General features: G+C 72.4%; 16 protein-coding genes. 6 read left to right on the plus strand and 10 right to left on the minus strand.

What is annotated here, in order from left to right:
• Positions 1 to 36 precede the first annotated feature (36 nt).
• On the plus strand, positions 37 to 288 hold the full coding sequence (locus FLV34_RS40880) for a heavy-metal-associated domain-containing protein (RefSeq protein ID WP_168066607.1): 252 nt from the start codon (positions 37 to 39) through the stop codon (positions 286 to 288).
• Here FLV34_RS40880 and FLV34_RS34195 read toward each other — a convergent pair whose 3' ends face one another.
• From FLV34_RS34195 to FLV34_RS34205, 3 genes are read right to left on the minus strand one after another with little or no spacing between them, the layout of a single operon-like run.
• On the minus strand, positions 289 to 3234 hold the full coding sequence (locus FLV34_RS34195) for a BTAD domain-containing putative transcriptional regulator (protein ID WP_222709727.1): 2946 nt from the start codon (positions 3232 to 3234) through the stop codon (positions 289 to 291).
• A gap of 42 nt (positions 3235 to 3276) precedes the next feature.
• Complete coding sequence (locus FLV34_RS34200) at positions 3277 to 4350, minus strand: NAD(P)/FAD-dependent oxidoreductase (protein WP_147945072.1); 1074 nt, start codon at positions 4348 to 4350, stop codon at positions 3277 to 3279.
• Positions 4347 to 4550, minus strand: coding sequence for a heavy-metal-associated domain-containing protein (locus FLV34_RS34205; protein WP_142652486.1), 204 nt, complete (start codon positions 4548 to 4550; stop codon positions 4347 to 4349). The genes FLV34_RS34200 and FLV34_RS34205 overlap by 4 nt, the downstream gene beginning before the upstream one ends.
• Before the next feature lie 160 nt (positions 4551 to 4710).
• On the opposite strand from FLV34_RS34205, the gene FLV34_RS34210 reads away from it, so the two are divergent.
• The gene (locus FLV34_RS34210) at positions 4711 to 7929 is read left to right on the plus strand and encodes a cation-translocating P-type ATPase (protein WP_147945073.1); all 3219 of its coding nucleotides are present in this window, start codon (positions 4711 to 4713) and stop codon (positions 7927 to 7929) included.
• Here FLV34_RS34210 and FLV34_RS34215 read toward each other — a convergent pair.
• Genes FLV34_RS34215 through FLV34_RS34225 form a run of 3 tightly spaced genes read right to left on the minus strand, consistent with a single transcriptional unit; the run spans position 7926 to position 12076 of the window.
• A complete protein-coding gene (locus FLV34_RS34215; RefSeq protein ID WP_147945074.1) occupies positions 7926 to 9641 on the minus strand; it encodes a glycerol-3-phosphate dehydrogenase/oxidase in 1716 nt (571 codons plus the stop codon). The genes FLV34_RS34210 and FLV34_RS34215 overlap by 4 nt on opposite strands.
• Before the next feature lie 33 nt (positions 9642 to 9674).
• On the minus strand, positions 9675 to 11192 hold the full coding sequence (gene glpK / locus FLV34_RS34220; protein WP_142652489.1) for a glycerol kinase GlpK: 1518 nt from the start codon (positions 11190 to 11192) through the stop codon (positions 9675 to 9677).
• Positions 11193 to 11251: 59 nt separating this feature from the next.
• Complete coding sequence (locus tag FLV34_RS34225) at positions 11252 to 12076, minus strand: MIP/aquaporin family protein (protein ID WP_142652490.1); 825 nt, start codon at positions 12074 to 12076, stop codon at positions 11252 to 11254.
• A 288-nt stretch (positions 12077 to 12364) separates the two neighbouring features.
• Between FLV34_RS34225 and FLV34_RS34230 the strand changes: the two genes are divergently transcribed.
• Positions 12365 to 13156, plus strand: a complete 792-nt coding sequence (locus FLV34_RS34230) for an IclR family transcriptional regulator (protein WP_147945075.1) — start codon at positions 12365 to 12367, stop codon at positions 13154 to 13156.
• Positions 13157 to 13203: 47 nt separating this feature from the next.
• Positions 13204 to 14715, plus strand: coding sequence for a glycerol kinase GlpK (gene glpK / locus FLV34_RS34235; RefSeq protein ID WP_142652492.1), 1512 nt, complete (start codon positions 13204 to 13206; stop codon positions 14713 to 14715).
• A 12-nt stretch (positions 14716 to 14727) separates the two neighbouring features.
• On the opposite strand, the gene FLV34_RS41915 is transcribed toward glpK (FLV34_RS34235), so the two are convergent.
• Both FLV34_RS41915 and FLV34_RS41920 read right to left on the minus strand, forming a co-directional pair.
• A complete protein-coding gene (locus FLV34_RS41915) occupies positions 14728 to 15279 on the minus strand; it encodes a hypothetical protein (RefSeq protein ID WP_222709728.1) in 552 nt (183 codons plus the stop codon).
• Entirely contained in the window at positions 15276 to 15692 is a 417-nt protein-coding gene (locus tag FLV34_RS41920; RefSeq protein WP_222709729.1) for a hypothetical protein, read from the minus strand. The genes FLV34_RS41915 and FLV34_RS41920 overlap by 4 nt, the downstream gene beginning before the upstream one ends.
• A gap of 38 nt (positions 15693 to 15730) precedes the next feature.
• Between FLV34_RS41920 and FLV34_RS34245 the strand changes: the two genes are divergently transcribed.
• A complete protein-coding gene (locus FLV34_RS34245; protein WP_147945076.1) occupies positions 15731 to 15934 on the plus strand; it encodes a hypothetical protein in 204 nt (67 codons plus the stop codon).
• A 39-nt stretch (positions 15935 to 15973) separates the two neighbouring features.
• On the opposite strand, the gene FLV34_RS34250 is transcribed toward FLV34_RS34245, so the two are convergent.
• Complete coding sequence (locus FLV34_RS34250; RefSeq protein ID WP_147945077.1) at positions 15974 to 16240, minus strand: hypothetical protein; 267 nt, start codon at positions 16238 to 16240, stop codon at positions 15974 to 15976.
• Between the two features lie 275 nt (positions 16241 to 16515).
• On the opposite strand from FLV34_RS34250, the gene FLV34_RS34255 reads away from it, so the two are divergent.
• Positions 16516 to 17748, plus strand: coding sequence for a PP2C family protein-serine/threonine phosphatase (locus tag FLV34_RS34255; RefSeq protein ID WP_187280804.1), 1233 nt, complete (start codon positions 16516 to 16518; stop codon positions 17746 to 17748).
• 104 nt (positions 17749 to 17852) lie between these two features.
• Here FLV34_RS34255 and FLV34_RS41925 read toward each other — a convergent pair.
• Positions 17853 to 18453 (minus strand): RICIN domain-containing protein (locus FLV34_RS41925; protein ID WP_222709730.1); only part of this gene is annotated, 601 nt, incomplete at its 5' end.

The raw sequence follows: 18453 nt of genomic DNA on the forward strand, positions 1-18453 counted from the left end.
AGCCGTTCGCCAGGCCGGGACGGCACGCTGAACGGCATGGCAGACCAGAGCCGTCAGGGGGCGGCGGCGGAGACGACCGTGTGCGTGCCGGCCCTGCTGTGCCGCAGATGCGTCCGTCTCCTGAGCAGACACGTACGAGACGTTCCCGGCGTCTCCTCGTTCGAGGTGGACGCCGGGCGGGGCCTGCTGCGCGTACGCGGGGTCGTGGACCCGGCGGAGCTGCGGGCGGCGCTGGCGTCGGCGGGGTTCTCGGGCGACCGGTGCGAACACCGGGATGTCAGTATGTGATCAGCTCGTGAGCGCGGCGGCCGTCTCGCGGGCGTGGGCGGCCTCGTCGGGGACGCCCGCCGCCTCCGCGCACTCGGCCAGGAACGACCAGAGGCGAGCCCTGGCCCAGGGGAACTCGCCCTCCTTCAACAGCGCCAGCGCGTCCCGGCACTCGCGGACGGCGGCACCGGCGTCCCCACGCACGCGGGCCATGCGTGCCCGCCCCCACGCAGCCCACGCCTGGCAACGGGGGTTGCGCACCCGGCGAGCGACCTCGTCCGCCTCGGCGAGCAGCGCCGAGGCGTCGTCGCCCTCGTCCATGTCCAGCCGGGTGTGGGCCGTGTGCACGAGCGCGAAGGTCAGCCCGTGAAAGGAGTTTCGGCCGCGCACCTCGTCCACGGACTCCCGCAGGACGGCCAGAGCCTCCTCGTGCCGTCCCGACTCGCGCAGGGCGATGCCGAGATGCGCGAGGATCGCGCTGCCGATGATGCGGTCGCCGACTGCCCTGGCCAGGTCGAGGGCGCGCCGCCACCGGACGGCCGCGTCCTCGAAGTCGCCGAGGCGCAGGGCCAGCAGCGCCTCCAGATACTCCGTCATGCACAGCCACCAGCCGTCGTCGGAGTCGCCGAGTTCCCGCCTGCTCCGCTCGATCATGGCGCGGTAATGCGCGGCGTCCCCGCCGTACTGGCCGGCCCAGGACATCACGAGCCGGGAGATCGCGGCGTTGCGCGCGTCACCGATCTCCTCGAAGATCGCAAGACTCTCCTCCGTGGCGGCGACCGAGTGCGGGGTCGGATAGTACACGTGCAGGAGCCCGATGCCCTGCAACGCCCGGCCCCGTGCGCCCGCGGACCCGCCACCGGTCTCCAGCAGCGCGGTCAGCGCCCGCGTGCCTTCGTAGCGCACGCCGTAGTTCCAGAACATCACGAGCGCGTTGGCCAGCCGGAAGCCGTTCTCGACGTCACCGCGGTCGAGGGCGTGGTCCACGGCGGCGCGGAAGTTGTCGTGCTCGTCGTAGAGCCGGGTGAAGACGGTGAGGTTCCGTACGTACGGCCCGTTCTCCTCGGCCAGGCGCACGTAGCAGGCCAGGTGACGGTCGCGGCATTCGGCGACCTCCCCGGCCTCCTCCAGTCGGGCCCACGCGTAGTCGCGTACGGTGACGAGCAGCCGGAACCGCCCTGTGGCCGGTTCGGGAACCACGAGCGACCGGTCGACCAGCCGGAACAGCAGGTCGAGCACCTCTCCTCTGCCGACGCCGCCGCCTGCTCCGGAGAAGGCGCACACCTCCTCCGCGGCGGCCGGGGTCCAGCCGCCGCGGAACACCGCGAGGCGGCGCAGCAGGCGCCGCTCGGCATCCGTCAGCAGGTCGTGGCTCCAGTCGAGCGTGGCGCGCAGCGTGCGGTGGCGCGCCTCGCCGGTGCGCGGTCCCGCCGTCAGCAGCGAGAACCTGTCCGCCAGCCGGGCCTCGATGTCGGCCGGGGACAGCGCCTTGACCCTGGCCGCGGCCAGCTCGATGGCGAGCGGCATGCCGTCGAGCCTGCGGCAGACGGACGCCACCACGGCTGCGTTCCCGGCGTCGAGCGTGAACGAGGGCCGTACAGCACGGGCCCGCTCCTCGAAGAGCCGGACGGCGGAATCGTCGCCCAGCGGGCCGACCGCGACCTGCACCTCGCCGGGTATCGCCAGCGCCTCCCTGCTGGTGGCCAGCACGCGCAGGCGCGGGCAGGCCGCGGCCAGCCGCTCCACGAGAACGGCGACGTCGTCCACCACGTGCTCGCAGTTGTCGACCACGAGCAGCGTGCGGCCGTCCCGCAGGTGCTCCTCGACCACGTCGGCCGGCGCGGTGCCCTGCGCCGCCACGCCGAGCTCGGCGGCGAACGCGCCGGCGACATCGGCTCCCGGCTCCAGGGCGGCCAGGCGGACCAGCAGCACTCGATCGGCCGGCATCTCGTCCGGCGTCTCGCTCACCCTGCGTGCGACCTCGAACGCCAGCGTCGTCTTCCCCATCCCGCCCGGGCCGGTCAGCGTCACCACCCGCGCCTCGGCGAGCCGTTCCAGCACCGCCGCGACGTCGTCCTGGCGGCCGATGACCGACGTCAGCCGCCGCGGCAGCCGCTCGGCGCCTTCCGGTGCTCGTTGCCCGGCGGGCCCGGGGGACGATGGGACGGACGGCTGGACGGACGGCTGGGCGGCGGCCGGGACCTGCTGGCGGAGGATGGCCTCGGCGATGGCCTGCAGCTCCGGCGACGGGTCGATGCCGAGCTCGTCTGCGAGACCACGGCGCAGCGCCTGGTAGGCGGCCAGCGCCTCCGCCTGCCGTCCGCCGCGATACAGCGCGAGCATCAGCAGGCGGTGCAGCCGCTCCCGCAGCGGATGCAGTGCCACCAGGCGCTCGATATCGGCGATCGCCTCGTTGTGCCCGCCGGACTCCAGCAGGAGCTCGATCCGGTCCTCGACCGCGCCCAGCCGCAGCTCCTCCAGCCGGGCGCTTTCCGTGGTCGCCCACGTCGTCCGGCCGACGTCGGCCAGCGCGGGGCCCCGCCACAGCCGCAGCGCCTCGTCCAGGCGGCTCGACGCCGCGGTGACGTTCCCGGCGGCCGTCTCCTCCCGCGCGCGGACGAGCAGCCGCTCGAACACGTGCGCGTCGACGGCCTCGGCGGGCACGGCGAGCCGGTATCCCGGAGCCTGCGTGACCAGGACGTCCGTGCCCAACCCGGCGGCGGCGAGGGCGCGGCGCAGCTTGGACACCCGGATCTGCAGGGCGTTCGCCGCGTCGGCCGGCAGGTCGTCACCCTCGTCGCCCCACAACGCGTCCGTCAGGGCGTCCACCGGCACCACGCGGCCGCAGGACAGGGCCAGCCGGGCCAGCAACGCCCGTACGGACGGAGGCAACGCCGCCACGGAGCCGTCGGATGCCCGCACCTCGGTGGGTCCGAGAACCGCGAACGTCACGGCGGTGTTCGGCATGTCACTCCTCGTCATCCCCGACTCCACCGGGATTGCCCAATATTAAGGGGCGATGAGCGACTTGCCGGGAGTGTTGGCGGAGGCCGTCAGCCGCTCGGCCAGGGCACGCGCGTCGCGGTCCACCCACCCGAGCACGGACGATCCGCGAGTCCGCTGCCAGGGCAGGCCGAGGAAGTACAACCCCGGCCAGGCCGTGACGCCCTCACGGTGCACCGGCGCCCCCTGCTCGTCCAGCACCGGCACGTGCAGCCAGGGATAGTGCGCGCGGAAACCGGTCGCCCACACGACGCCGTCGGGTCGCACGCGGCGGCCGTCCGCGAGGACGACGTCCCGCCCCTGGACGTCCACGGTGCGGCCCCCCCGCTCCACCCGCCGCAGCAGCCGCTTGACGTCCGTCCCGATGATCAGTTCCCTGCTTCTGACCCGGCGCCCGATCCTGCTGTCGCCGCGGATGTCCATGAAACCCAGACGGGAGAACCACCAGAACACGTCACGGCCCAGAATGCGCTGCGGCAGCGCCAGGCCCATCGACGAGGCCGACAGCCGGACGCGCCGCCCGGTGCCGGCCAGCTCATCGGCGATCTGCACACCGGTGTTGCCCGCGCCGACGACCAGGATCTCGCCCATGGGGAGCTGGTCCGGACGGCGATACCGGTTGCTGTGCAGCTGGGTGACGCCTCGGTCGAGGCTCGACGCGAAGGCGGGCGTGCGCGGCGTGTGGAACGCCCCCACCGCGACCACGACCCGCGCCGCCGTGTACGTCTCGGCCGAGGTCTCGACCAGGAACCGCTCCCCCTCCGGCCGTACGGCCGTGACCTGGCGGCCGAGCCGCACCGGAAGGGCGAAGCGCTCGGCGTACGTCTCCAGGTAGTCGGCGGCCTCGTCCTTGCCCGGATGACCGTCGGGGTCGCCCGGGAACGGCAGGCCGGGCAGGGCGTCGTACCGGCGCGGCGTGAACAGCGTGAGAGAGTCCCACCGGTGACGCCACGCGTCTCCCACCCGCTGGTGCGCGTCGAGGATGACGAACCGCAGACCCGCGCGGCGCAGGTGATATCCCAGCGCCAGCCCGGCCTGCCCCCCGCCGATGATCAGCGTGTCGTACGCCGCCGCGCTCATCCGGCCACCTCGTAACCGGCCTCGGCGATGGCCGTGCGCACCGCGGCCGGGTCCGCCGTGCCGGTGACCAGCACCGTCTTGGCGGTGAAGTCGACGGCCACGGAACCGACACCGGGCACCTCGCCGACGGACTCCGCGATCGCCTTGACGCAGTGGCCGCAGCTGATGGCCGGCACGGACAGGACGAGCTGGTTCATCATGACTCCTTCACGTCGCGGACCGCTCCGTACGGCCCGGATGGCACGACCATGCCGGGCGGCGCTGTCCATCCCCTGTCCCGAGCCGGACAGGGGACGGTCAGCGGCGGGAAAGCGACGCGCGCGACCGTCGCAGCGAAGTCCTCAACCAGGAGGTGAAGCGATGACGGTCACGACGACCGTGCGTACGCTGAACATCGGCGGGATGACCTGTGCGTCCTGCGTCCGCAGGGTGGAGAAGGCCCTGACCCGGGTCGACGGCGTGGAGTCGGCCGAGGTGAACCTCGCCACCGAGGTCGCCACCGTCACCTGCGATCCCGCCCGCGTGACCGTCGGGATGCTCACCGAGTCGGTCGCACGTGCCGGGTACACCGCGGAGATCTCCGGGCCCGAGCCTCGGCCTGGGTCCGCGCCCGAGACCGCGCCGGAGCCGGATGCGGAGCCGGATCGGGAGGTCATCCGGCTGAAGCGCACCTGGCAGGTCACCCTCGCCGCGGGGCTGTCGATGATGGTGCTGATGTACCTGCCGCTGCCCATCGACGCGATGGACTGGCTGATGCCGTTGCTGCTGGTCGTCGCCACCATCGCCCAGTTCTGGGCGGGCCGTCCCTTCTACCGCGCCGCCTGGGCGGCGGCCCGGCACGGCGCGGTCAACATGCACACGCTCGTCGCGCTCGGCACGACCGTGGCGTACGGCTACAGCGCGTTCGTCACGCTGTGGCCGGCCACGGCGGAGCGGCTGGGGCTTCCGCCGCACGTGTACTTCGAGATCTCCGTCGTCGTCATCGCGCTCGTCCTCATGGGCCGGTGGATGGAGGCGAGGGCCAGGAAGCGGACCACCTCCGCCATCGGGGAACTGCTCGATCTGCGGCCGAAGACGGCGCGGGTGCTGCGCGGCGACAGCGATGTCGAGGTCCCGGTCGAGGACGTCGCCGTCGGCGACCTCGTACGGGTGCGCCCCGGCGAGAAGGTCCCCGTGGACGGCGTCGTGACCGCCGGAGTCTCCACCGTGGACGAGAGCATGATCACCGGGGAGAGCGTGCCGGTGCGCAGGGGCGAGGGCGACCCGCTGATCGGCTCCACGATCAACCTGACCGGCTCGGTGGTGATGCGGGCCACCGCCGTCGGGCAGGACACGACACTGGCGCAGATCGTCCGGCTGGTCGAGCGGGCGCAGGGGTCGAAGGCGCCCCTGCAGCGCCTGGCCGACACGGTGTCCGGGTGGTTCGTGCCCGCCGTCATCGGCGTCGCCGCGCTCACCTTCGTCGTCTGGGCGGTCTTCGGACCCGGCCAGGGACGGCTCACGTTCGGCATCGGCGCCGCCATCGCCGTCCTCATCATCGCCTGCCCGTGCGCGCTCGGCCTGGCCACCCCAACAGCGATCATGGTGGGCACCGGGAAGGCCGCCGAGTCGGGCATCCTGATCTCCGGCGGCGACGCGCTCGAACAGGCCCGCCGTCTCACCACGGTCGTCCTGGACAAGACCGGCACGATCACCCGGGGCCGGCCCGAGGTCACCCGCCTCGTCACCGTCGCGGGCGGGGACGCCGGCGAGCTTCTCGCGTACGCCGCCGCGGCCGAGAAGGGTTCGGAGCACCCTCTCGGCGAGGCGATCGTCACGCACGCCGGGGACCGGGGGCTCCGCCTGCCCGAGGTCGAGCATTTCGACGCCGTGCCCGGTCACGGGGTGGAGGCCCGCGTCGGCGGCAGGTCCGTGCTCATCGGAAACGCCGCACTCATGCGCCGCCATCTCGGGAACGACTTCGGCTTCGGCTTCGGCGAGCTGGAGCGGATCGCCGCCGAGGCCGCGGCCGAGGGAGCGACCCCCGTGTACGTCGCCCTCGATGGCCGGCTCGCCGGAATGATCGGTGTGGCCGACACCATCCGGCCCGAGTCCCGTGAGGCCGTCGAACGGCTGCGCGCGCTCGGCCTGGAGGTGTGGATGCTGACCGGCGACAACCGGGTCACCGCCGACGTCGTCGCCCGGCAGGTCGGCATCGACCACGTCATCGCCGACGTACGGCCCGAGGACAAGGCGGCCCGGGTGACCGCCCTCCGCGAGAGGGGCGCGGTCGTCGCCATGGTCGGCGACGGGATCAACGACGCCCCGGCGCTGGCCACGGCCGACCTCGGCATCGCCATCGGCACCGGGACCGACGTCGCCATCGCGGCCTCCGACATCACCCTCGTCGGCGGCGACCTGCGCGGCATCGTCTCGGCCATCGACCTGTCCCGGCGTACCGTGCGGACGATCAAACAGGGCCTCCTGTGGGCGTTCGCGTACAACGTGCTGCTGATCCCGGTCGCCGCCGGGGTGCTGTACCCCTTCAACGGCGTGCTCCTCGACCCCTCCCTCGCCGCCGCCGCGATGGCGATGAGCTCGGTCAGCGTCGTCACCAACGCGCTGCGCCTGCGCCGGTTCCGGCCCGGTTCCCGGGTGTCCCGGCTCGCCGACTGGGGCTACCTCGCGGGCATCGCCTGCCTCGCCGCGGCCGTGGGCGCCGGGTTCACCGCGCTCAGCCGCACGGAGGCGGCGCAGCGCGGGATGAACGGCGTGCTCGCCTGGGCTCAGGACACCGGCATGCCGATGCGCCCGGCCATGAGCGTGATGATGACCACCGAGTCGGAGCCCGTCCCCGCCGAGGATGCCCGCCTGAAGGTCTCCGTCGAGGCACCCTCCGGCGTCGCCCCGGGCAGGCCGGCGACCCTCCGCATCCGGGTCGCCGACGCCCGGACCGGCCGGCCCGTCGAGGACGTCGTACGCAGTCACGAGGCGTGGATGCACGTCGTCGTCACCCGGGAGGACCTGGGCACGTTCGCCCACATCCATCCGCGGCCCACCGGCAGGCCAGGGGAGTTCGCCGTCCCCTTCACGTTCCCCACCGAGGGCCGATACACGATCCACAACGAGTTCCGGCTGCGCGGGGAGATGACCGACGTCCTCGACCGGCAGGAGATCACAGTCGGCCGTCCTGGCGCCTTCACCTCCTCGGACACGGCGTCGCCGTCGCCCCGCGAGCAGGTCGTCGGCGGCCTGCGGGTCACCCTCATCGGTGAGGCCGAGGTCGGGAGCAGGAGCGACTTCACTTTCCGCTTCGCCGACGCCGCGACCGGCAGGCCCGTCGCCGGCCTGCGCCCCTATCTGGCCGCCGCCGGACACGTGGTGATCATGCCGCTCGACGGCAAGGGGTTCGCCCACGAACACGCGGAGGCCGAGGACGGCCAGGGCCGCCCCGTCTTCGCTCTGCCGGGTCAGACCTTCGGGCCCGAGCTCGGACTGCATGCCCGGTTCCCCCGCCCCGGCCTCTACCGCATGTGGGGACAGTTCCGCGACTCCGAGGGCCGGGTCCTCACCACGACATTCACCGTGGAGGCCCGTTAGGCCACCTGGTCGGCCGGGGTGGCGGCGGCGACGCGTACGGCGTTGGCCGCGGCGTCGTCGATCTCCCGCTGCGCGGCGAGGTCGGCCTCCACACCGGAACGGTAGGCGTCGAGCTCTGCGCGCACCCGGTCGTCGTCCCAGCCGAGGACGGGCGCGATCAGCGCGGCGACCTCGGGGGCCGCCGCGAGCCCGTGATCCCGCTCCTCGATGAAGACCCGGGTGCGCCGGACCAGGACGTCCTCCAGGTGCAGCGCCCCCTCGTGCGTGGCGGCGTACACGGCCTCGGCCTTGAGGTAGCCCTCCGCGCCGGGGATCGGCTCGCCCAGGCCGGGGTCGGCCTCGACCAGCGCGAGCACCTCCTCGACGCAGGAGCCGTACCGGCCGAGCAGGTGCTCGACACGTTCGACGGGCAGCCCCGCGCGCTCGGCCAGGCGGCGCCGGTTGTTGCGCAGCGCCTCGAACCCGGCGGCCCCGAGGACGGGGACGCGGTCGGTGACCGACGCGGGCATCTTCCGGCCGAGGCCGGCCACGGCGACGTCGACGGCGTCCTTGGCCATGACGCGATAGGTGGTGTATTTGCCGCCCGCGACGATGACCAGGCCGGGCTCGGGCCGGATGACCGCGTGCTCCCTGGACAGCTTGACGGTCGGCGAGGACGACCCCGACCCGCCCAGCAGCGGGCGCAGGCCCGCGTAGACGCCCTCGATGTCGTCGTGCGTGAGCGGTCTCCGCAGCACGGCGTTGACGTGCTCCAGGATGTAGTCGATGTCGGCCCGGGTGGGGGCGGGCTCGACCTTGTCGAGGTCCCAGGGGGTGTCGGTGGTGCCGACGATCCAGTGCGGGCCCCAGGGGATGACGAACAGCACGCTCTTCTCGGTGCGCAGGATCAGCCCGGTGTCGAGCCGGATCTTCTCCCGCGGCACGACGAGGTGCACGCCCTTCGACGCCTGGACCGTCACCGACCCCCGCGATCCCGGCGACGCCCCCGCGAGCCGCTGGATCTCGTCGGTCCACACGCCGGTGGCGTTGATCACCTGACGAGCCCTGACGTGCAGCTCCGCGCCGCCCTCCAGGTCGCGTACGACCGCTCCGGTCACCCTGCCGCCGTCGCGCAGGAACCCGGTGACCTTGGTGCGGGTGGTGACGCAGGCGCCGTACTGCATGGCGGTGCGGGCCACCGTCATCGTGAATCGGGCGTCGTCCACCTGGGCGTCGTAATACTGGATCGCTCCGACGAGCGCGTCGCTGCGCAGGCCGGGAGCCTCGCGCAGGGCCCGGCTGTGGCTGAGCTGGCGGTGCCGCGGCAGCACGCGGGCGCCGCCGAGCGTGTCGTAGAGCAGCACGCCCGCGCCGACGTAGCCGCGCTCCCACACCCGGTGGCGCAGCGGGAACAGGAACGGCACCGGACGCACCAGGTGCGGGGCCAGCCGGGTCACCAGCAGGCCCCGTTCCCTGAGCGCCTCGCGCACCAGCCGGAAGTCGAGCTGCTCCAGATAACGCAGCCCGCCGTGGATCAGCTTGCTCGAACGGCTGGACGTCCCGGCCGCGAGGTCACGGGCCTCCACCAGCGCGACGGACAGGCCGCGCGAGACCGCGTCGAGCGCGACCCCGGCACCGACCACCCCGCCGCCGACGACCAGGACGTCGAACTCGTCCTCGGCCAGCCTCCGCAGCGCCGCCTCCCGAGCGCGGGGACCCATGGGTACAGACATATCGGTATCGACTCCTTGTTTCTTACAGTCGGCTCAGTCGACGTCGACCCAGTCGAGCGTCCGCTGGACGGCCTTGCGCCATCCGGCGTAGCCGCGCTCGCGCTGCTCGTCGGTCCAGGTGGGCTCCCAGCGGCGGTCCTCGTGCCAGTTGCGCTTGAGGTCGTCGGTGGACTTCCAGAATCCGACGGCGAGCCCGGCGGCGTACGCGGCGCCGAGCGCGGTGGTCTCGGCGACCACCGGACGCGACACCGGGACGCCGAGGATGTCGGCCTGCAGCTGCATGCACAGCTCGTTGGCCGTCACGCCGCCGTCCACCCGCAGCACGTCGAGGACGACGCCGGAGTCCTGCTCCATCGCGCCGACGACGTCCTTGGTCTGGTAGCAGATCGATTCGAGCGTGGCGCGGGCCAGGTGGGCGTTGGTGTTGTAGCGGGACAGGCCGACGATGGCGCCGCGGGCGTCGGAGCGCCAGTAGGGCGCGAACAGGCCGGAGAACGCGGGCACGAAGTAGACGCCGCCGTTGTCCTCGACCTGCCGGGCGAGCGCCTCGCTCTGCGACGCCCCCGAGATGATGCCGAGCTGGTCGCGCAGCCACTGCACGGCAGAGCCGGTGACCGCGATCGACCCCTCCAGAGCGTACACGGGCTTGGCCGAGCCGAACTGGTAGCAGACCGTGGTGAGCAGGCCGTGCTGGGAGCGCACGAGCTCGGTGCCGGTGTTGAGCAGCAGGAAGTTGCCGGTGCCGTAGGTGTTCTTGGCCGTGCCGGGCTCGAAGCAGACCTGGCCGACGGTCGCGGCCTGCTGGTCGCCGAGGTCGCCCGCGAGGGGAACCTCGCCGCGGAGCGGGCCGTCGGCGCGGGTCACACCGTACAGGTCGGGGTTGGAGGACGGCCGGATCTCGGGGAGCATCTGGCGGGGCACGCCGAAGAACGACAGCAGCTCGTCGTCCCAGTCGAGCGTCTCCAGGTTCATCAGCATCGTGCGGCTGGCGTTGGTGGGGTCGGTCACGTGGACGCCGCCGTCCACTCCGCCCGTCAGGTTCCACAGCAGCCAGGTGTCGGTGTTGCCGAAGATCGCGTCACCGCGCTCGGCGGCCTCGCGCACGCCGGGGACGTTCTCCAGGATCCACTGGATCTTGCCGCCGGAGAAGTAGGTGGCGGGCGGCAGGCCGGCCTTGCGCCGGATCACCTCGCCCTTGCCCTCCCGCTCCAGCGCCGAGGCGATGCGGTCGGTGCGGGTGTCCTGCCAGACGATGGCGTTGTAGTACGGGCGGCCGGTGCGCCGGTCCCAGACGACGGTGGTCTCCCGCTGGTTGGTGATGCCGAGCGCCGCGAGGTCGGAGGCGTGCAGGCCCGCGGTGCGCATCGCGGTCTCGATCACCGCCCGGGTGCGCTCCCAGATCTCGGTCGGGTTGTGCTCGACCCAGCCCGCCTGCGGCAGGATCTGCTGGTGTTCGAGCTGGTGGCGCGCGACCTCGTTGCCACCGTGATCGAAGATCATGAATCGGGTGCTGGTCGTCCCCTGGTCGACCGCGCCGACGTAGTCTGCCATTCTCGTTGCGCCTCTCGTTCTGATGAGGTGGACGTTGCTGGTCTCGGCCCCGGGGGTGATCAGCCGGCCTGGGCCGCGGGCTCCGGCGTACGGCCGGGCTCGGGCACGTCCGTACGCGGCAGGAAGCGGGCGACCAGGAGCTGGTAGAGCCCGGCGCCGATGACGCCGCCGACCAGCGGGCCGATGATCGGCACCCAGAAGTAGAGCCCACCGTACTGGTCGCGGAACGCCGAGCCGTACCCCGTGAAGAACGAGGCGAGGCGCGGGCCGAAGTCGCGGGCGGGGTTGATGGCGTAGCCGGCGTCGGTCCCCCACGCCATGCCGATCGCGACCACGAGCAGGCCGACGATGACCGGCGCGAGGTTGGCGAGCGGCGCGGAGTTGCGCTCGTCGGAGATCGCGAAGATCAGGAACAGCAGGATGGCCGTGCCGATGATCTGGTCGCGCAGCGCGCCCCACTGGGTGACCGGCAGTGTGCCGTTGCCGGGGAGGGTGGAGAAGACTCCCTGCGTCTTGATCGTGTGCCCGGGGTCCACCTTGGCCAGGACCTCGGCGTAGTTCCACCGGACGAGCAGCGCCGCCACGAAGGCGCCGAGGGTCTGCGCCAGCGCGTACGGCAGGACCTTGCGCCAGGAGAAGCCCTTGAAGACGGCGAGGGCGACCGTGACGGCCGGGTTGAGGTGGGCGCCGCTGATGCGGGCGGCCGTGTAGACGCCGAGGGTCACCCCCAGCCCCCATGCCCACGCGATGCTGTCGTGGTCGCCGATGCCGCCCGCCACCACCTGGGCGACCACTCCGGCGCCGAACAGGATGAGGATCGCCGTGCCCGCGAACTCCGCCGCCAGCTCGCCGAGGAGCCGCCGGTCGCTTCGCCCTTCCGCCATGTGTCTCCTCCTTGACCGCGCCCGTCACATCCGGAAGTGCCCGCTGTGAGCACTGCCGGTCGTCCGGACGTTAAACGCCGCCCAAGGGAGCGTCAACGAATGATCGTCGGCATTGTCGAACACTGGTCACATTGAGAACCGCGTACTACGCTCCCCGGGTATGACGCGAACAACCACATTTCGCGCAAACCCATCCCCTGACCGAAGATCTTTCACCAGCTCAACGCCCCATGTCCGGCCAGGTGTCGGCATTGTCGAACACCATTCGACATCGCTAGGATCCGGAACGTGCCAGGTCCGGTCCAGTCCATCGAACGCGCCGCCGCGATCCTGCGGCTGCTCGCCCAGGGATCGGGGCGGCTCGGCCTCACCGAGATCGCGAACTCCCTGGGACTGGCCCGCGGCACGGCGCACGGCATCCTGCGCACGCTCCAGCTCGTCGGCTTCGTCGAGCAGGACGAGGCCACGGGCAAATACCAGCTCGGCGCGGCGCTGCTGCACCTGGGCACCAGCTATCTCGACGTGAACGAGCTCCGCTCCCGGGCGATCAACTGGGCCGACGCCCTGGCCGCGCGCAGTGGCGAGGCGGTGCGGATCGGCACCCACCTCCAGGGCAAGGTCCTGGTCGTCCACCATGTCTTCCGGCCCGACGACAGCCTGCAGACGCTCGACGTCGGCATGCTCATGCCCATGCACGCCACGGCGATCGGCAAGGTGCTGCTCGCCTACGACGCCAACGCGGCCGCCGCACTGCACGACGCCTCACACGACGCCTCACAGGACGGGGAGCTCGAGCAGTTCACCCGCCGCACCGTGCGGACGCACCGGGAGATGTCGCGCATGCTCGCGACCGTGCGCGAGCACGGCTGGGCGTCGGACGTCGACGAGGCCGGCATGGGCAAGGCTGGGGTGGCCGCCCCGATCCGGGGGTACGGAGGTCTCGTGGTGGGCGCGATGGGCATCTCCGGCGCCACCGAGCGGATCTGCGACTCCGGCGGGCGTCCCCGCCCCGACCTGGTGGGTTATGTGCGCGACGCGGCGCGGGCGGTCTCCCGCGACCTCGGCGCCTCCCGCTGGTGACCCTCTCCACCCCCCACACCGCTTCAGCCGCCAGAAGGTAGGCCGCCGTGACCCAGCGTTATGTGATGTCCATCGACCAAGGCACCACTTCGACCCGGTGCATCCTGTTCGACCAGCGCGGCCGGCTGGTCTCGGTGACGCAGCGGGAGCACAAGCAGCACTTCCCCCGTCCCGGCTGGGTCGAGCACGACGCCGTCGAGATCTGGCGCAACCTTGAGCGGATCGGCCCCGAGGCGCTCGCCCAGGCGGGCATCGGGCCCGGCGAGGTCGCCGCCGTCGGCATCGCCAACCAGCGGGAGACGACGGTGCTGTGGGACCGGCACACCGGCGTCCCTGTCGCCCCCGCCGTCGTCTGGCAGGACACCCGGACCGACACGATGGTCGACGAGCTGTCCCGCCGCCCCGACGCGCACGTGGTGCGCGAGCGCTGCGGCCTGCCCCTGGCCACGTACTTCTCCGCCCCCACCGTCCGCTGGCTGCTGGACGACATCCCCGGGCTGCGCGAGCGCGCCGAGCGCGGCGACGTACTGTTCGGCACGATGGAGAGCTGGCTCATCTGGAACCTCACCGGCGGCCCGGACGGCGGCGTCCACGTCACCGACGTGACCAACGCCAGCCGCACCCTTCTGATGAACCTTCGCGACCTCGACTGGGACCCGGTGCTGCTCGGCTTCTTCGGCATCCCCCGCGCGATGCTGCCGGAGATCCGCCCGTCCAGCGAGACGTACGGCACGGCGCGGCGGGTCCTGCCCGGCGTGCGGATCTCCGCCGCGCTCGGCGACCAGCAGGCCGCGCTGTTCGGGCAGACCTGCTTCCACCGCGGCGAGGCCAAGTGCACCTACGGCACCGGCGCATTCCTGCTGCTCAACACCGGCACCGAGCCGGTCGCCTCCACCCACGGCCTGCTCACCACGGTCGGCTACCAGATCGGCGACCAGCCCGCGGTGTACGCCCTGGAGGGCTCCATCGCGATCACCGGCGCGCTCGTGCAGTGGTTCAGGGACCGGCTCGGGATCATCAGCACCGCCCCGGAGATCGAGACCCTGGCCCGCACGGTCGAAGACAACGGCGGCTGCTACATCGTCCCGGCGTTCTCCGGGCTGTTCGCGCCCCACTGGCGCAGTGAGGCCCGCGGCGTCATCGTCGGGCTCACCTCGTACATCACCAAGGGCCATCTCGCCCGCGCCGTGCTGGAGGCCACGGGCTGGCAGACCCGCGAGGTGGTGGACGCCATGAACGCCGACGCGGGCATCGCGCTCACCACGCTCAAGGTCGACGGCGGCATGACCTCCGACAACCTGCTCATGCAGTTCATCGCCGACGTGCTGGACGTGCCCGTGGTGCGGCCCATGGTCGCGGAGACCGTCTCTCTCGGCGCGGCGTACGCCGCCGGGCTCGCCGTCGGATACTGGCCCGACCTGGAGGGCCTGCGGCGCAACTGGCACCGCGCCGCCCAGTGGACGCCGGCGATGGACCCGGCACGGCGCGAGGAGGAGTACGACAACTGGCGGCGGGCGGTCGAGCGCGCCTTCGACTGGATCAAGCCCACGGCCGGCTGACGCCGGGCGGGGTCAGCAGGCGGGCGGGTCCGGCGAAAGGTCCACGTCGTCGAGGCCGAACCACTCCCCGGACGGCGGCTGATCGGCCAACGGGTCGCTCCAGCGCAGCCGGACCCGGTCTGGGGCGGCCTCGACGATCCTGGCCTCCCGCCAGGCGGCGTCGTCGCCGACACGGGCCCACCATGGCTCCGCGAGGCAGGCGAGCCCCCGGTCATGCAGGATGCGGACGGCGTCGTCCCGGCCTGCCGGGCCGCCGAGCGGCACACCGAAGATCGTCACCGCCTGCCAGCCTCCGGCCGTCGGCACCACCCGGCCCAGCGGTTCCCCGTCGTCGCGCCGCACCTCGTGCGGCGCGGGGAAGGCGGGCAGGCTCTCCCCGATCGCCTTGACGATCTTCTCCGCCGAATCCCGCTGCCGGCGCACGCCTTCGCGCTCGGCCTCACCGCCGGCGTAGGCGCGCGGATCGACGCGCCGGCCGAGCACCCACACGTCCCGGATCCGCTGCGTCGCCCCCTCGGCGACCCTGCCGGCGACGAAGGACGCCGCGTCCCGAGGTCCGGTCACGTAGGGGAAGGGCGCGTACGCGATCGTGGGGTGCCCGCCCGGAGCGGTCGCGCCGACGCTCGACGTGCGTATGTCGGCGAGGACGGCCCCCGGCCGCGTTCCGAGACGGCGACCGCGGCACGCTCGGGATCGATGATCTCGGGCTTGCTGAACATGTCGACGACGGTGGTCACGCCGAACAGGGCCGCCAACTGCGTGCACCCCGGGAGCAGGTGGACGTGCGCGTCGACGAGGCCGGGCAGGAGGGTCCCGCCGGACCCGTCGATCACCTCGTCGCCCGGCCGCGTCACGGACTCGTTCCCCACGGCGGCGATACGGCCGTCGCTGACGCGGACGTGCGTCACACCGGAGATCAGGCCGCGGCCGCCGAAGACACGGACACCGGCGATGGTGAAGGGCTGATGCGTGCTCATGCCGCCGACGCTAGAAGTCGACGTAACGAGAAGGTCCAGTGATTAGGCTGCGGCCGTGGAGCACTCGATCAGCGAGGTGGCCCGCATGTGAGCTGCTGCGGGACCTGGAGGCCCGGTACGGGACCCGTGTCGGGGAGCACTTCGCCGAGGCGGACGCGGTGCCCGGTCAGTGGACCCGCCAGGAGCACGAGCAGGACCGCCGGCTCGGCTACACCGGAGGCTCCCAGGCCGGCGCCGTCTGACACCCGCCGGGCGGCGCGGCCGGGCGGAGCCGGAGCGGCTCAGGACGTCGGGCCGACGTCGGGCTCGGGCTCGGGCATCGCCGACTCGGACCCGGTCGGCGGGGGCGTCTCCTCGGCCGGCGTCTCGATGTCGGACGCGTCGCCGATCATCTCCTCCAGGCCCCCGTCGTCCGGCTCCGGCGTCAGCGGCTCGGGCGAGGCGCCCCGCGCGTCCCGCGCTCCTGATCTTTCCGCCACCACGTCCGCGTCTCCTCCCACGTGCCCTCGCTGTTGTCCGCCGGTCCCCCCGGCCTGCGGATCGCGCATGACCGCTCACCTGCCCCCGTCGTGTGGCCTTCATTCATCCTCGCAAAGGCCGGTCATTCGTACGCCCCGGCCGTCCAGCGCCGGACGACAGGTGGCTGGACGACAGGTGATCGGAGCGAGGGACGGGCGGCATCCCGGCGAGGGACGGCCGGGAGCCCGCCTCCGATGAGCGCCACCGGGTCCCCGACGTGCCCGGATCGTCGTGGTGTCCGGGCTTCCACCAGGGGTAGTGGCACATCGGTGGGCAGGCGGCGGAGGACCACGGGGGTGGGCAGATGGAGCAGGGCATCCCCCCTTCTCACGATCGTGGGCTGCTGCGCGCGCTGACGGGCATGCTGGACGGCAGCCATCTGGTGGCGTTCGAGGACATCCCGTCGTTGGTGGACCGGCACAAGCGCGAGGCGGGCTTCGAGGAGATCGCCGTCTATCTGGCCGACCTGCAGCAGAGCGTGCTGCGCCGGTTGTGCGGCCCCGGCGGGGACGACGCCCAGCCGGAGGAGCTGAAGATCGACACCACGCTCGCCGGGCACGCCCTGCAGGAGGTGCGCATGCTGCGGGGCGGTTCGGAGGGCGACGGCCCCGTCCGGTGGTGGGTTCCCGTGCTGGACGGCACCGAGCGCCTCGGCGTGCTCCGCATGACCCCCGTGTCGGAGGGCGACGACACCGGGGAGCGCATGCGGCACATCGCGTCCCTCATCGCGCTGATCATCGTCAGCACGCGCTCGTTCAGCGACTGTCACGCGCAACTGGTGCGCAGCCGGCCGATGAACGTGGCGGCCGAGATGCAGTGGAACCTCATGCCGCCGCTGACCTTCGCCACGCCGGCGGTGACCATCGGCGCGGTGCTGGAGCCGGCGTACGAGATCGGCGGCGACGCCTTCGACTACTCCACTTCCGGCTCGATGGCGCATATGGCCGTCTTCGACGCGATGGGCCACGACGTGGCCGCCGGGCTGACCGCGAACCTCGCCGTGGCCGCCTGCCGCAACCACCGGCGGCAGGGCATGAGCCTGGTACGCAACAGCGAGGAGATCGAGCGGGTCCTGATCGACGAGTTCGGCCGGGGCGACCGCTTCGTCACCGGGATCATCGGCGACCTCGACCTCGGCTCCGGCCTGTTCACCTGGGTCAACCGTGGTCACCACCCGCCGGTGCTGATCCGCAGCGGCCGGTGGACGTCCACTCTGAACTGCCCGCCCGCCCACCCGATGGGGCTCGACCTCGGCCTGCCCGTCGTGCCCTGCCAGGAACAGTTGGAGCCCGGCGACCGGCTGCTCCTCTACACCGACGGCATCACCGAGATGCGCAGCCCCGACAGCGGCGAGTTCGGCCTCGGCCGGTTCGTCGAGTTCATGATCAAGCAGAACGCCGCCGGGCTGCCGGTGCCCGAGACCTTGCGCCGCCTGATCCGGACCGTTATGGACTATCACGACAACCGGCTGCACGACGACGCCACCGTGCTGCTGGTCGAGTGGCACGGCAACGCGCACGAGAAGCTCCGTCCCTGACCCGTACGGCGCGGCACTCCAGCTCCGGGCCTGAACGGCAGGACCGTCATCCGCCGCCGGGGACGTGCTCGCGCGGTCCCCGGCGACGGGTGCCGAGTGCGGGGTCAGCCGTTCCAGGTCCACTTCTGGTTGGTGCCGCCGTGGCAGGAGTACAGCTGGATCTTGGTGCCGTTGCCGGTGCCGGCTCCGACGGCGTCCAGGCACAGCCCGGACTGGACGCCCTGGATGGAGCCGTCCGAGTTGAGGCGCCACTTCTGGTTGTCGCCGCCCCAGCAGCTGTAGATCTGAACCTTGACGCCGTTGCCGGTGCCGGCCGCGTCGAGGCACTTGTTGCCGTACACGCGGATCTCGCCGGCGGAGGTGGACGACCAGGTCTGGTTGGTCTGGCCGTTGCAGTCCCACAGCTGCACCTGGGTGCCGTCGGCGGTGGTCGCGCCGGGCACGTCCAGGCAGCGGCCGGAGGCCACCCCCTTGATCGCCCCGCTACCGCCACCGGTGGTGGGGGTCGCCGACGGGCTGGGCGAAGGGCTCGCCGAGGGGCTGGGTGAGGGTGAGGGTGTGGTGGTGCTGTCGAGGCCGAGGAAGGAGATGGCGTAGGCGAGCTGTCCGTTCATGGGGAGTTGGTGGCCGACGCCGGAGATGCTGATGCCTTCGATGGTGGCCTGGGTGCTTGTGTCGCCGTAGCGGGTGCGGGTCCACGACGAC

The sequence above is a fragment of the Microbispora sp. CSR-4 genome, from assembly GCF_008033685.1.
In the GTDB taxonomy this organism is placed as follows: Bacteria; Actinomycetota; Actinomycetes; order Streptosporangiales; family Streptosporangiaceae; genus Microbispora.